Raw genomic sequence first — 14,665 nt, forward strand, 5'->3', positions numbered from 1 at the left:
CGTGTGATAACTCATTTTTTATTTTTTTGAAAGCGCTTTACTATTTGAAAATGAGGTGGTATGATCATATCACAAAAGTAATATATATTACTTTAAATAAATTAAATGTAATGAATATAACTCAAAGGGGATGATGGAAACAATGAGTACTGTTCATTTCGTGTCAAATGATCTTATAGCTAGGGCAAGAAAGCTTAACTCGACCTTGCTGTCAGATGTGATGGGATGCACCGGCGCGATGGATCATCAAATCAAACCAGTGGCGAGAGGCATGAATATCGTCGGCACAGCTTTTACCGTGAGCTTACGGCCAGGGGATAATTTGTTTCTTCACCAAGCGATTTATTCTGCGCAAGTAGGCGATATACTCATCGTTGATGGGAAAGATCATAAGGGTCATGCATATTTAGGGGAATTGATGGCAGGTGCTGCAAAGGCTGTAGGGATAGAAGGAATCGTGATCGACGGTCTTGTCCGCGATAAAGTCGCTTTAGAGGAATTAGCTTTTCCAATCTATAGTAAGGGATTCATGCCGAATGGACCCTTTAAAGATGGGCCTGGTGAATTGAATGAAATCATCTCGTGTGGAGGGGTCAAAGTATCACCAGGTGACTTGGTCGTTGCAGATGATGATGGAGTAGTGATTGTCCCGAAGGAGAAAGCAGAAGAGATGCTGTCTCTGGCTGAAGAGAAACAAGCATATGAACATCAAAGATTAAAAACCATTCAACATTATATAAGCGAAGAAAAGCAGGATATCAGTCTCCTAGCACCTGCATGGCTAGAGGGCAAAATGAAAAAATTCCAAGGATAGGGGGGATCTGTGATGAAGATAGGCTTTATCGGTTATGGAGAAGCGGCATATGAGCTGTCAACGGGATTGAAAACAGAAGGATTAAATCATTTTTATGCGTATGATGTACTATTACAGAATGAGAAACTAGCTGGAACAATCCAAGAAAAAGCAGCTCGTACAGGCGTAGAATTAACAAATAATGTGAATGAAGTCATTGAGAAATCTGACATTATCATTGCGGCTGTGCCAGCGAATAAAACCTTAGAAGTGGCTCAATCGGTATTAGGAAGTTTGAAAAAAAATCAAGTATATGTGGACGTATCGGCATCAACTCCAGACATCAAAAAACAAGTGGCAGACGAAATGAAAAAGCAAGAAGCTCTATTTGTAGATGCCGCCATGCTAGGGCCTCTCCCAGTTAACAAACATAAGGTTCCGATCACGGCAAGCGGTAGTGGAACAGATCGATTCATCGAATTAACGAAAGAATACGGTATGAATATTACAAAAATCAGTGATCAGCCAGGAGATGCTTCAGCCTTAAAGCTAATACGAAGCATTTATATGAAAGGGATTGTCGCTTTACTCATTGAATTTTTGGAAATTTCTAAAAAATATAATGTCGAAGATCAAGCAATTTCTTCACTAAGCGAAACGCTGGACAGCAAAAGTTTTGAAGAGACGATGAATCGTCTTGTAACAGGAAGTGCCTTACATGCAAAAAGAAGGGCGATCGAATTACTTGGCTCTATTGAAATGCTGGATTCAGCTCATATTGATGCGAGCATGTCACGGGCAGCACAACAGAAGCTAGAGAAATTAGCAGACTTTCAATTCGTTGAACGGTTTAATGGGAAAAAACCCGCCAGCTGGGAAGAAGTCATTGATGTGATACAGCAAGGGTGATCTTTGTAAGCGTTTTATTATATGAAGAGGAGGCGAAGAAACGACATGGGTTTTATTGCATTGATTGTATTCATAGCCGTCATCATTATATGGAATGTCATCGTGAAACGAAATATGGGAGAAGCCATGCTGTTGGGCTTTAGTGCAACCACTTTGTTTGGTGGAATGGATGCGCTTAGACTGTTCTGGGATGGTTTACTATTTGCATCCACTTATGAGGTGCTTTATGCAGCCGTTGCGTTTGTATTCATGGCTTATTTAATCGAGAAGCTGGAATTAATTCACGCACTCTTGCGCATCCTGAATTCGGTCATCGGTAGACTTCCAGGTGGCGCAGCTTATATGAGTACGTTAGGTTCAGCAGTGTTAGGTGCTCTTTCAGGTTCAAATTCTGCAAATACAGCTGCCACTGGCTCTATTACGGCTTCTTGGATGATTAAATCAGGATGGAGCCGAACCCATACGGCCACGATTCTAGCCGGGAATGGCGGACTTGGAGCCGCGCTGCCTCCAAACTCTTCTATGTTTATCATGCTCGGCTTTGCACCAGTTGCAGCCCTTGTCTCTGAAGGAGATTTATATATTGCTCTTTTAATAGGAGGACTGTATCAAGTCATATACCGGTTTATTTTGGTGTATATTCTGGTGAAAAAGAATAAAATCCAAGCGATGCCGCCAGATGATATTGTTCCCTTTAGAGAAGCTGTGAAACAGGGATGGAAATCGATTTTTATTTTTTTTGGTGCCTTGATCCCGATCATCATCACAATTGGTCCGCTGGCAAACTACTTAAAAAGTAATCCAAATATTGGACCAGAGGCCATGGATCAAATTTCTTTAATTACGTGGATTCCAATCCTCATGATGCTGATTAGTTTAACAATTGGAAGAAAAAAGGCGTCTGCACTAGATTGGTCTCAGTTTTTCAAGTCGGCCATTCCTAAGTTTACAACGATTGGGGCCTTGATGCTGTTTGCTGTTGCTGCTAGTCAGGTGCTTGCTGAATTAGGACTCGCAGAAGATTTGACGCAAATCACATCAGTACTTGCCATTCCGAAGTGGCTTATGGTGCTCATTGTTGGTGTTCTTGTCACGCTGGTGGCTGGACCATTATCTTCAACTGCCACATTAACCGCTGTTGGGCTTGTCTCATTCTCAGCTTTAATCTCAGTCGGAGTAGATCCGGTTGTCGCGGTTGTCGCCATTCTAGCCTTTTCATCAACAGAAGGCGCTTCCCCGCCTGCATCAGGATCCATTTTCATCGCTTCTGGTCTTGCAGGAGCCCATCCGGAGAAAACATTTATTCCGCTCATTCTTTACTATATGCTGCCGATTGTAGGAATTGGCTGGCTCATCGGAATGGAAATACTTCCAGTATAGAAAGGAGTCACACATGACAGCATTGATGGAATGTTTATTTAAAGTGCTGCTTGTCCTTTTCTTAACGTCAGGTACCATGTTGGTATTCGGTCAAATACTTGGGATTCTCTTGCAAAATGGAGATTTGATCATAGCAAGTACGAACCTATTCAAAAATCCAACACTGGTGTTAAGCGCTTTTTTTAGTCTTGTCGGTTTCTCTCTTCATTATATTCCTGAAAAGAAAGATACATCATTTAGCGATCAACCATCAGCATCAGCTGGTGATTCGGTCAAATAAGCGTCAAAAGCTGGATTCAGTTGGTGAATTCAGCTTTTTTGTGCGTGTGGAATAGGTATAAAAACCCAATACCGACGATTCATTTTTCGTTGAATTCGTTTTCAATCATATGCCTCTTGTGCTAGGAAATGGTAACATGACGGAGGACTATTTGAGGAATAGAGGTGTTTGACGATGTCTGGAGCTATCATCGGTTATACAACAGCCTTGTATTCGTTAAAGGCAGACATATCCATAAAAAAAGAACAAATCATAGAACTGACCATGTGTCGAAAAGAAATAAAAGAAGCAAAGTCTGCTCTGGCAGATGCTAACAAGAAAATGACTCATCCAGATCTGACATCACAGACATGGTTTGGTTATCTTGCAGATACGTTTGATGACATTCGAGACGAGATGGCATCCGCCAGTCAAGAGATAAAAAGTGTACAGATCACCAATCTAGTGAACCGAATTGATGAAAGAATCAGCGACTTAAAATCAGAGATCCATTCATTAGAACATGAAATTCATTCGGTTGAAAGAAAAATAGAGAAAGAAAAGCAGAAACAACTGGAAGAAAAAAGAGGGTAGTCACATGAGCAGAGAAATTAAAATAGATGCCAGTCAGGTCAAACGAGTATTACAGCATGCAAAACAATCAGGCGCTCAAATGAATGCAACACATCCAACAACCATCAAAGGGAGAAATCAGCTCCTGACGGCAGACACATTAGAAAAAATCAATCAGCAGCTAAACGAATTAAGTACATCCTACATAGGCATTCTTCAGAAACAACTTGTACAAACAGAACAAGCGGTGAACACCATGATCGAAACGGACAAGGCGCTTGCTTCCAGCAGTAAAAGAAAATAAAGGAGAACGCAATGAAAACCCTTGACGCTTTTGCGCTAATAAACGGAATTGACCAAACGCTGAATACATTAAAGCAGCAATCACAACAGATTAGCTCTATAGAAAAACAAATCCAACAGATCATTTCACTTGATGGCGCACTAAAGGGAGAGGCGGGACAAGCCATCCGGTCCTTTTATACAGAATGTCATATTCCCTTCCTACAATTCTTTCAGGTCGTCATTGAGGAATACAGCACTGCGCTGAAAAACACAAAGCAGGCGCTTCATGCACTTGAATCAAATCAAAACGGCTTTATATCACAAGCATTTATTGAACACGAACTTGATCAAGGATTAAAAAAAGCTGAACGAACGATTTCTGAAATCGTATCAGAGGTGAACCACGCCATCGGCAGAATTGGTCATATTGTTCATTTGCCGAATGTAGACGAATCAACTTTTCAGCAAAACTATCAAAAAGCGTGGCTCGAGACCTCAAGAACCATTGGTCTGCTTCATGCATTTGACAGAGAGCAGACAAGCGCTTTGCAAGAAACAAAAAGTTCCCTTCAAACAATGAAGCAATACATCAATACGTTAAGTGCCATGTTCACCGGCCCAAAAATCGACATCACGAGCTATCAAAAAGGGTCTATTTTCAAAAATGGAAAAGAAGAAAAAATAAGCAGCACCATCAGTGGGTTGAATGACAAAATAGACAACCCGAAAGACAACCCGATGATGATCATGCTGAAGAAGTTGAGAGAGAAAGAACGGACGAATGTGGAGACGGTTGTTCGGGAAACACCGTCTAGTAAAATCAATCAGACCACCTTGACCTTAAATGGAAAAGTATACAACATAAATGAGTATAAAAAGATCAACTTTGAACATGCCAAAACGGTTGACGTCATGCGAGACGGAATGCTGTATCGGTTACGAATATCAGAAAAAAACAAAGTAACGATTGAGAGCGTTAAACCGATTTCTGAAGTGAAAACAGGCGATCAACCCCCAAATATCTTAAATACAGCGGTTGAATTTACCGGAATAAACGACGCAATTCGGGTTATTACAGGAAGAGATCCAATAACAGGTGATAAAGTCGCGAATATGGATCGTTTGGTATCAGGGGTGTACATGGTTCCAAGCACCAACATTGTTAAAGTAGGAAAATATGTTTTTAAAATTATTAAAGGGGAGAAAGTAGCTAAGAGGGTTGAGAAGACAGCAAAGGGTATTGGAAAAGGAGAACAATTATTAGATAAAGTTAAAACATATGAACAAGCTAGAAATAAAACAGTAGACATAGTTGGAGACCTAGGACCCAATTCACAACCATATACAGGTACGCTTAAGTCGAGTGCTGGATATGGTAAAGTTGTTGGTAGACAGTCCGCTGACGGAAAAGTAAGATGGAGATTAGATTATGACCCTAAAAAGGGACCACATATAAATATTGAAGATTTTCGTAATGGTAAAGGGGCGAATGCCCGAAAGATTGCTATTCCATTTGAGGGTAATGAAAACACTTTTAAATCTTTATTAAAACATTTGAATAGATAAGGAGATTTTAGATGAGTTTATTAGATGAGTGTATTGAGGTACTAGGTGAGGATGTACATATTTTATATAAAGGTAATAGAGAGCAAATATTAAATGATTTTGAAAATTCCTTTCCATTTGCTGATTGGGGGCAAATTGAATGGAAGAAAGTATCTTCTTATGAGCAAGTGGATACATTCGATGAAATACGATCCTTTTTAAATCAAAAACTGAATGAGTACAGTGATATTGTTTATGTAATTTGGGATGAAGGGACATTGCCAATTATTCAAACTGCTTTAGATAAAGTATTTGAAGCTATAGATGATGTTACAGCTGTCAGTTTTGATACGTGGATTTTTTCCCCATCTTCTGGATATGCGATTGAAGTTTTTCATGATGGTGAAGTAAAAGTAGGATTAAAATAGAATAGATGCACCCTCAAAGAATTAATTTGAGTCTCTTTGAGGGTTTTGAAATGTTTCTATGAATGGTCATTCTAAGTTTGAACAATATATCTGGTTTTACTTTTTTCTTTGCTAATCAATCCGGCCCACAGACAATCATCACTATTTGACTTACTACAAGCATTTTAACTTACCCTGTGCTGAAGAACTTTCTGAAAAGTACCAAGTTAGGGGTGAAAACAAAGAAGTAAAAAGGGTGATCATATTGAAAATAAAAAAAATAAACTGGATTTCACAAGAAGCCTCAGAAGCTGAAGTGATTGTAACAGATGGCGATCTGGAAATAATGTGTTTTGCTCAACCATTAAATTACCATGAAGAAAATGAACTATTAGAGCCTATTTATTGTTTAGATGTCTCAAACTTAGTGAAAGCTGAATTGTCAGAGTTTAGAATTGAAAAATTAGATGATCATTTTAGTTATAGTTTCTTAGGACAATTAATTGATAAGCGTGATGAAAAAGTGAGAGTAGGCGGACTTTTATTAGAACTGGATTACAATATACCAGGAGATATAAATGAAGGCGATTTTATAAGTTTTAATTGCCAACGATTAGATGTTTATTAGTAGAAGGTGAAGTCTTAAGAGTATCGGAGGCTCTCAAATTATGATCAATTTCCTTCAAAACCCAAACAATCACCTGAACGAATCAGCAAGTGACAAACAAATCAAAAAGGCAGAATCCCAACTAAACATGGTGCTGCCTCATGCTCATAAGACCTTACTTAAACAGACAAATGGATGTTCCGTTGGAGGCGATGTCCTACTATATGGCACTGAGGACCTTGCGGAACGCAATGCAACGTGGGAAGTTCATCATTATGCCAACGGCTATGTAGCCATTGGCGACGATGGTGGCGGACAAGTATTTCTCATGCGTCAGACCGAAGAAGAAAAACGCGTATGGATTGTGGACGCTGGTGTGATGGACCCTCAGCATGCAGAGTTGGTGACGGAAAACTTGCTGGAGTGGGTGAGTGGAGGATGTATCGTTGAATGAACACGGCTTTCAAATGTATGAATCACTGAAAAGTAAAACTGAATCATCCAACTGAACGCTCTGTGACGTCAAATGTCATGGAGCTTTTTTAATGATCTCTTCGATTCTCCCCGTGTTATAATAAACACAGTTTATGAACGAGAGGATATGCAGGACATGAAAAATGAACCTATTGAGTTACTGACACAGCCGAAATGGCGAATCATAGATCAATCGAGCCTCGGTCTTTATGTGGACCCGAAGCAATCCTTTGCGATGGATGATACGCTTTGTGCATCGGTCGGGAAGGGACTCTCACCAGCGACAGCGCGTTCTTGGGTGCATCACAATACAATTGTGCTTGGGATTCAGGATACAAGACTGCCTTTTCTTCAAGATGGTGTAAAGCTCCTCGAAGAAGAGGGCTATCGCGTCATTGTACGCAACTCAGGCGGCCTTGCTGTGGTGCTGGATGAAGGTGTATTGAATGTGTCGTTAATCTTTGCGGAACAAAAAAAGGGCATTGATATTGACCGCGGGTATGATGCGATGGTGGAATTGGTCTGCCGGATGCTGTCTAAGTATGAGGTGGACATTGAAGCTTATGAAATTGTCGGCTCTTATTGTCCGGGCAGTTATGACCTAAGCATCAATGGAAAGAAATTTGCAGGCATTTCTCAGCGTAGATTACGTGGTGGAGTTGCTGTGCAAATTTATTTGTGTGCAGATGGAAGCGGGCGGGAACGTGCTGACTTGATCCGCCGTTTTTATGACGCCGCCTTAAAGGACAAACGAGAAGAAGTGAAGGCCGTATTTCCTGATATACAACCTGATACGATGGCGTCTTTATCAGAATTAACTGGAGAACCAATTGATTATGCGCTTCTTATGCGTCTTTTACTAGAAGAGCTTCAAACGTTAAGTGATCAGCTGACAGCGTCAGGACTGAACGCAGATGAACAGCTAGAATTTGAAAAAAACATGACGCGGATGATTGAGCGGAATGAAAAGGTGTTCTCTTAAAAATCTTGGAAAGCATAGAGGTGAAGTGATGGAAACCAAGCTCGAGAAAGCCATTGAACTTCGAAAAAGTGGACACCTTCAAGAATCAAATGAAATGCTCTCTCATCTTGTAGAGAAGTATCCAGACGATGCCTCTATTCATTATCAATGTGCCTGGAGTTATGACTTGCTAGGAGAGGAAAGGCAAGCTGTCTTTTTTTATGAAAGAGCCATTGAGTTAGGATTGTCTTCAGAAGAACTAGAAGACGCTCTACTAGGGTTAGGAAGTACATACAGAACCTTAGGAGAATATGAAAAGTCCAAGCACATGTTCCTAAGAGGGATAGAAACTTATCCAGATAACAAAGCCATACAAACGTTTTATGCCATGACTTTGTATAATTTGAAAGAACATAGCAAAGCAATGGAAATGTTACTGAACTGTTTAACTGAAACGACAACAGATCCTACTATTTTGAGTTATCGAAAAGCGATTGATTTTTATTCGAATCAGTTAGATAAATTGTGGAAATAAACCATTTAATAGAATAGTCAAGTAGAAACGGAGGGGCACTTTAATGGAAGAATCCCCTCCTTCGTTATGTTGTTTTTATGCGATAGTCATTTATGACATAAGAAAGAAGGAAAATGTATTGTCATTATTCACCACGTATTACCCGCTGTTTATGCTTTGCGTTTTGTCTGTGTTGTATGTAATGTATCGTATTCAACCGATGGCCTCTACGGTTAAAAAAATCATCATTGTGCTCTGTGTGTTCACAAATGCCGCTTATATTTGCTGGCGTCTTTTCTTTACACTGCCTCATGAAGGTACTTTTAATATTGTGATGGGTATTTTGCTTGTTGCTTGTGAATGCATTGGATTTTTACAGCTGCTTGTGTTTTATACACTTGTTTGGAAACCTTCCAATCGGAAGCAAGTCATGATCAGTGATCTTGACAGGCTACCAACAGTTGATATTTTCATAGCTACATATAATGAACCAATTGAAGTGCTGAAACGCACTGTTGCAGGTTGTGTGAATCTCTCTTATCCAAAGGACAAAGTCCACATTTATTTATGTGATGATGGAAAACGGGCGTCTGTAGAGCAGCTTGCTTCTGAGTTTGGTGTTCATTATCTGACGAGAACCGATAACAAGTTTGCGAAGGCGGGTAATTTAAACCATGCGATGTCTCAAACGAATGGGGAGCTGATTCTCACACTTGATGCCGATATGGTTCCCCTTCCTGCCTTTTTAGAAAAAACAGTGCCTTATTTTCATGATGGAGCGACGGCGTTTGTTCAAGTTCCACAGGCGTTTTATAACGAAGATCCTTTCCAATATAATATGTTCTCGAAGGATCGAATTCCGAATGAGCAGGACTTCTTCATGCAAACCCTTCAAGCTGGGAAGGATCGGTTTAATGCTGTGATGTATGTCGGTAGTAATACTGTCTTTAGAAGAATGGCCTTAGATGAAATTGGTGGATTTGCTACTGGGGTGATTACAGAAGACATGGCGACAGGAATGCTGCTCCAAGGCAAGTTCAAATCTGTGTCTGTCGGAGAAGTATTAGCCGTCGGTCTGGCACCTGAAAGCTGGCTAGATCTGTTAAAGCAGAGAGATCGGTGGTCAAGAGGGAACATTCAGTGTGCCCGTAAGTTTAATCCTTTGAAGGTTCGCGGCTTAACGCTGATGCAGCGAGTTCTTTATTTAGATGGTATTGTGTATTGGTTTAACGGTTTGTTTAAAATGATTTACATTCTCACACCGATTTTGTTTTTATTGTTTGGTATTCAAAGTTTCTGGGCAGATTTCCAGTCCATTTTCATGTTCTGGCTACCGGCGTTCTTTAGTTCCTATTTAGCATTTAAACTGGTGTCGAATCAAAAAAGAAGCATGTTTTGGAGTCATATTTATGAAAGCTCGATGGCATTTCACCTAGCTGGTGTGGCTTTAAGTGAGCTGTTTTTCAAAAAGAGAGTCGAATTTCTTGTCACACCAAAGGGAATTCAAACAGACAAAAGACACTTTCATTTGAAAACGATGATTCCCCATTTGATCTTTTTGCTGCTCTCATTGCTTGTCCTAGTGAAAATAGGATACGATGTGAAGGTAAACGGAACGATGAATGCTGATCTCACGTTGATTAATATATTTTGGGTGTTGTATAACGGTGCAGGTCTATTCATGGCACTGCTTGTGGCGTTTGATCGTCCGCGTTATCGAAAATCAGAGCGGTTTATCATTGAAAAAGAGGGACAGCTTCGTTCTGATCATCAAGATCAGTCGATTGCATGTTTCCTGCTAGATATGAGTGATTCAGGAGCGCGACTCTCCATTCCATTGGATCAAGCTTCTTCTCTTTATCAAGGACAACAGCAATTATTCTTTACAGAGGATGAAAGCGTGACGTGTGACGTCGTCTGGAGCTATCCAGAGGAAGACAAGCTGATGGTAGGTGTTGCTTTTACTGACACACAAAAATCAGAGTATCTATCACTGATCCGCTTCCTATTCACACGAGAGCATGTAGCCATTACGGATCGTGAGAAAAAATCCTATGCTGTTCGGACGTTTCTCCGCTTTATAAGAGAAACAGAGAAAGTGCCAAAGGCTATACGGCGAAAATGGATGAGAAAACCTTTAAAAGGTGTGACAGGCACGTTATCATCTGAGGACAAATTAGAAGAGAAGGTGCCGCTTGTCATACACGATATTAGTGTATCTGGGTGTAAAATCGAGTCTGAAGCTGTCATTGAATTACATGAGAAAGTGCGGATCACCATTGATGCAGAATCTCTGACAGATCAGCCGGCGATTGCCGTTTGGACTTCAAAAAAACGCGGCCGCACAATGGTCGGACTCAAATTTGTTCAACCTGACATCAAGCAAATAGAAGAAAGAGAGGGAGTGGTTTCTTGAAATCAAAAAACGGCGGTTACCTCTATTTACTATGGCTTCCTATTATCATAGGAGCCGGCTACGGCATTTCGCTTTTGGTGCCGTTTCTTCAGCCTGTACTGACACTTGGCATCGCAGGTCTGTACATTTTTATATTTGGTGATTTTCAGGTGAGACAAGTCAGGTATATTTTTATGTTTGTCTTTTTGATTAATGTCCTATTTAGTGTGATGCTATTTTTAGGCATTTAAAAAAGTGCTTCCCGCAGATGGGGAGCACTTTTTGTTATTCTGCCATTTTTTCGAGGTTGCCGTTTCGGTCCATTTTAAAGGTTGGAGCGGCAGTGTCGTCCTCTTCAAACAAAACTAGTTTTCTTGCACGGTTCATGATTTTGACGAGTGTTTCATAATCTTCTTGAATGGTGAGCTGATCCTTTTCAAGCTTTTTCACTTCTGCTTCTAGCTGCGTGACTTTATGTGAAAGTTCGTTATTTTCTCGTTTTAACCGGCTGTTTTCCATGCGTAAGGCAGAGGATTGCTGTCCATCGCCTTCATAGCGTCGCAAGAAATCAATGACATCTTCGATGGTTAACTCCTGTTGCTGCCTAAAAGGATTGGCTTCTGGCTTTTTCTCCACGACATGAGAAGCCTGTGACAATAAGTGTGATAAACTAGCTAACTCTTCATTGTAGCTTTGGTCTACAAACTGAAGTTGCTCTGCTGTTTCAGATGCTGGTGCAAACGTTTCTTCCTTCGCTGGTTCCAGCTCCTGCGAGAATTCCTCTTGCGTGACCGTTTCTTCTACTTGCGGCTGATAGAGTAATCGTTTCTTTGCAGGCTGGCCATTGCCGAGCGCACGCATGCGTTGTTTCCGCTGTTTTTTAGCAAGGGCTAGAGCTTTTTCATATTGATGCCTCACAACAGCATTCCATCTAAAACCGCATGCCGCTGAGGTACGATTTAGCTTGTCTCCTACTTCTTCAAACGCATTCAGCTGTGTGCTGCCCTCTCTTACGTGACGTAAGACGGTTTCCGCCAAAAGGAGATCATCTTCCTCTGACCAAGCATCTTGTCTTTGTTTTGACATGTTTAAACCCCCATATGATTTGATGGTATTAGATTAGCCAAGTTCAAGACGGTTTATACAAGTTTGCTAAAAGGATAGTGGAAAATACTAGCTTTTATATGAGCACGTCTCAGCAATTATCATGCGTCTTGCAAGTCCAGCCGCTTCGATGTACAATGTTGGGTGGTATATTATGACTCTTGGTTGTCCAACTGTTTCATATAAAATGAAGTTCATCATTGAAAGGAAGCGTAAGACCATGGCTAATGAGTTTCGCGTATGTGACGATTGCGATGCGACGAACCTAAAGACGTTGTTGCCTCGACTCAAATCGGTTGACCCTGATGCAAAAATTGAAATTGGCTGTCAATCCTATTGTGGTCCAGGACGAAAAAAGGCTTTTGCGTTTGTAAACAATCGCCCATTATCCGCACCAACAGAAGATGAGTTACTCGAAAAGGTTCAAAAAAAAGTCAACTAAATGTCACTGAATGTGTTCAGTCGACCTAAAAAGAGGTCCGTCCCTGTCAGGTCGGGCTTTTTACGTCCGTGCAATCGTTGAGAACACATTCACGAGCAAATTCAAGGATGTTTTCGGGAAAAGTTACCCGATATAATAGAAACACGTCTTAAAAAAAGAGGGACGAAACGATGGCGTATCCAAAAGGGAAATTATCTGAGGAAAAGGTATTTAAAGATCCTGTGCACCGTTATGTTCACGTACGGGACGCATTAATATGGGATTTAATAGGAACAAGAGAATTTCAGCGCCTGCGCCGAATTAAACAGCTAGGAACCACTTATTTGACGTTTCATGGTGCAGAACACAGCCGTTTCAATCATTCGCTCGGTGTATACGAGATTGTGAGACGGATTGTGGATGATGTATTCAAAGGACGGCCGGAATGGGATGAGGGAGAACGCGAGCTTGTCCTGAGTGCGGCCTTGCTTCATGACCTCGGACATGGACCATTTTCTCATTCCTTTGAAAAGGTTTTCCACTTAGATCATGAATCGTTTACAAGAGATATTATTTTAGGGCAAACCGAAGTCAATGAAGTGCTTCGCCGGGTGAGTGATGATTTCCCGAAGCATGTGGCAGAAGTTATTGCGAAAACGTATCAAAACAAACAGGTGGTCAGTTTGATCTCAAGTCAAATCGATGCCGACCGTATGGACTACTTGCAGCGTGATGCCTACTATACAGGCGTCAGCTACGGCCATTTTGATATGGAGCGTATTTTGCGCGTAATGCGTCCGAGAGAAGATCAGATTGTGATGAAGCAGAGCGGGATGCATGCGGTCGAGGATTATATTATGAGCCGCTATCAAATGTATTGGCAAGTCTATTTCCACCCCGTGACACGCAGTGCGGAAGTCATTTTAACGAAAATTCTCCATCGTGCAAAAGAGCTGCATGAAACGGGTTATATTTTTACACATGCCCCAGTTCATTTTTATTCGATCTTTGAGGGGAATGTCACCACAGAGGACTATATTAAGCTGGATGAATCCATTGTCTTATTTTATTTTCAGGCGTGGGAAGATGAAGAAGATCACGTGCTGGCTGATTTGTGCCGCCGTTTTATGAACCGCCGATTGTTCCAATATACAGAGTTTAATCCGAATGAAGAAATGACGAAATATTTCAAGCTGACCGCCTTGTTCAAGGAGGCAGGCATTGATCCTGACTATTATTTAGTCGTCGACTCTTCCTCTGACTTGCCATACGACTTCTACAGACCAGGTGAGGAAGAAGAGAGACTGCCGATTCACCTTTTGACGCAAAGTGGTCACATTAAAGAGCTGTCGAGACAGTCAGATATTGTTGATGCCATTTCCGGTAAACGAAGAACCGATCATAAACTTTATTTCCCGATGGACTTAATTGTAGATATGTCGGAAAAAGCTGAAGAAAAGAAGGCGATCATGAAGCTGCTTGGATTGGGATAAGGAAGTACTGAAAAAGGAGATGTCGGGAATTTGTTGAAAGAGCATGCAAAGTTGATGAAGGTATTCTCTGAATCTGGGGAAATCGTTGGACGGAAGAAGCTGCAAAAGATGATTTACATAGCAAAAAAGCTAGATTTGCCTTTTTACGAGAAATACGATTTTCACTTTTATGGCCCCTATTCAGAGGAGTTGACGCTCAGAATTGAAGAGTTGTGCAACCTTGGATTCTTGGACGAAATGAAGGAAAAAAAAGGCGGATACTATCAGTATCGTTATTCGCTGACGGACAATGGGAAAGAGTTTCTCGATCAGTGCGAAGTGGACATGCCTGACCTCAAAGTGCTGACGCAGCAGATGAACGAGCAGTCGTCTCGTTTCCTAGAGCTCGTCTCTACGATTTTATACTTTGATGATCTGCCAAAAGATGAGGTAAAGGAAAAGGTCTTCACCATTAAAAGCAAGCAGCGCTATACGGACGAAGAATTTGAGGATGCTCTTGCTTATATTGATCAATTGAAGGAATTGAACTAGCTTCACAAAAGCCC

Annotated in this window: 18 protein-coding genes; 17 read left to right on the top strand and 1 reads right to left on the bottom strand. The window is 41.0% G+C overall.

Annotated features, from left to right (window positions below; all coding sequences use genetic code 11):
- The first annotated feature begins 142 nt into the window (after window positions 1–142).
- From GPS65_RS01480 to GPS65_RS01545, 14 genes are all read left to right on the top strand, one after another.
- Entirely contained in the window at window positions 143–814 is a 672-nt protein-coding gene (locus tag GPS65_RS01480) for an RraA family protein (protein WP_088002996.1), read from the top strand.
- Between the two features lie 12 nt (window positions 815–826).
- Complete coding sequence (locus tag GPS65_RS01485) at window positions 827–1,702, top strand: prephenate dehydrogenase/arogenate dehydrogenase family protein (protein WP_119125524.1); 876 nt, start codon at window positions 827–829, stop codon at window positions 1,700–1,702.
- A 45-nt stretch (window positions 1,703–1,747) separates the two neighbouring features.
- Window positions 1,748–3,082 carry a TRAP transporter large permease subunit gene (locus GPS65_RS01490; protein WP_119125523.1) on the top strand — a complete coding sequence of 445 codons (1,335 nt, stop codon included), beginning with the start codon at window positions 1,748–1,750 and terminating at the stop codon, window positions 3,080–3,082.
- Between the two features lie 13 nt (window positions 3,083–3,095).
- Complete coding sequence (locus GPS65_RS01495) at window positions 3,096–3,362, top strand: hypothetical protein (protein WP_161985302.1); 267 nt, start codon at window positions 3,096–3,098, stop codon at window positions 3,360–3,362.
- A gap of 174 nt (window positions 3,363–3,536) precedes the next feature.
- Window positions 3,537–3,935, top strand: a complete 399-nt coding sequence (locus GPS65_RS01500) for a YwqH-like family protein (protein WP_144481787.1) — start codon at window positions 3,537–3,539, stop codon at window positions 3,933–3,935.
- A gap of 4 nt (window positions 3,936–3,939) precedes the next feature.
- Window positions 3,940–4,218: a YwqI/YxiC family protein gene (locus GPS65_RS01505; protein WP_012011617.1), complete on the top strand. Its 279-nt coding sequence runs from the start codon at window positions 3,940–3,942 to the stop codon at window positions 4,216–4,218.
- 11 nt (window positions 4,219–4,229) lie between these two features.
- Complete coding sequence (locus GPS65_RS01510; RefSeq protein WP_144481786.1) at window positions 4,230–5,765, top strand: T7SS effector LXG polymorphic toxin; 1,536 nt, start codon at window positions 4,230–4,232, stop codon at window positions 5,763–5,765.
- An 11-nt stretch (window positions 5,766–5,776) separates the two neighbouring features.
- Window positions 5,777–6,172 (top strand): CDI toxin immunity protein, encoded by a 396-nt coding sequence (locus tag GPS65_RS01515; protein ID WP_144481785.1) that lies wholly within the window; start codon window positions 5,777–5,779, stop codon window positions 6,170–6,172.
- Window positions 6,173–6,416: 244 nt separating this feature from the next.
- Window positions 6,417–6,779, top strand: coding sequence for a hypothetical protein (locus GPS65_RS01520; protein ID WP_119125518.1), 363 nt, complete (start codon window positions 6,417–6,419; stop codon window positions 6,777–6,779).
- Window positions 6,780–6,819: 40 nt separating this feature from the next.
- Window positions 6,820–7,212: an SMI1/KNR4 family protein gene (locus GPS65_RS01525; protein WP_119125517.1), complete on the top strand. Its 393-nt coding sequence runs from the start codon at window positions 6,820–6,822 to the stop codon at window positions 7,210–7,212.
- 156 nt (window positions 7,213–7,368) lie between these two features.
- A complete protein-coding gene (lipL, locus tag GPS65_RS01530) occupies window positions 7,369–8,214 on the top strand; it encodes an octanoyl-[GcvH]:protein N-octanoyltransferase (RefSeq protein ID WP_144455316.1) in 846 nt (281 codons plus the stop codon).
- 28 nt (window positions 8,215–8,242) lie between these two features.
- Window positions 8,243–8,728 carry a tetratricopeptide repeat protein gene (locus GPS65_RS01535; RefSeq protein WP_144455318.1) on the top strand — a complete coding sequence of 162 codons (486 nt, stop codon included), beginning with the start codon at window positions 8,243–8,245 and terminating at the stop codon, window positions 8,726–8,728.
- A gap of 118 nt (window positions 8,729–8,846) precedes the next feature.
- The gene (locus GPS65_RS01540) at window positions 8,847–11,123 is read left to right on the top strand and encodes a glycosyltransferase (RefSeq protein WP_144455320.1); all 2,277 of its coding nucleotides are present in this window, start codon (window positions 8,847–8,849) and stop codon (window positions 11,121–11,123) included.
- A complete protein-coding gene (locus tag GPS65_RS01545) occupies window positions 11,120–11,353 on the top strand; it encodes a DUF5970 family protein (protein WP_119125513.1) in 234 nt (77 codons plus the stop codon). The genes GPS65_RS01540 and GPS65_RS01545 overlap by 4 nt, the downstream gene beginning before the upstream one ends.
- Window positions 11,354–11,387: 34 nt before the next feature.
- Here the strand turns inward: GPS65_RS01545 and GPS65_RS01550 are convergent, their stop codons facing one another.
- Window positions 11,388–12,188 (bottom strand): RsfA family transcriptional regulator, encoded by an 801-nt coding sequence (locus tag GPS65_RS01550; protein WP_088003038.1) that lies wholly within the window; start codon window positions 12,186–12,188, stop codon window positions 11,388–11,390.
- Window positions 12,189–12,426: 238 nt separating this feature from the next.
- Between GPS65_RS01550 and GPS65_RS01555 the strand changes: the two genes are divergently transcribed.
- From GPS65_RS01555 to GPS65_RS01565, 3 genes are all read left to right on the top strand, one after another.
- The gene (locus GPS65_RS01555) at window positions 12,427–12,648 is read left to right on the top strand and encodes a YuzB family protein (RefSeq protein WP_119125512.1); all 222 of its coding nucleotides are present in this window, start codon (window positions 12,427–12,429) and stop codon (window positions 12,646–12,648) included.
- 170 nt (window positions 12,649–12,818) lie between these two features.
- Complete coding sequence (locus tag GPS65_RS01560) at window positions 12,819–14,120, top strand: HD domain-containing protein (protein ID WP_007497716.1); 1,302 nt, start codon at window positions 12,819–12,821, stop codon at window positions 14,118–14,120.
- 30 nt (window positions 14,121–14,150) lie between these two features.
- Window positions 14,151–14,651, top strand: coding sequence for a YwgA family protein (locus GPS65_RS01565; protein WP_119125510.1), 501 nt, complete (start codon window positions 14,151–14,153; stop codon window positions 14,649–14,651).
- Window positions 14,652–14,665: the final 14 nt, after the last annotated feature.

The organism is Bacillus pumilus, from assembly GCF_009937765.1.
Classification (GTDB): Bacteria; Bacillota; Bacilli; order Bacillales; family Bacillaceae; genus Bacillus; species Bacillus pumilus_O.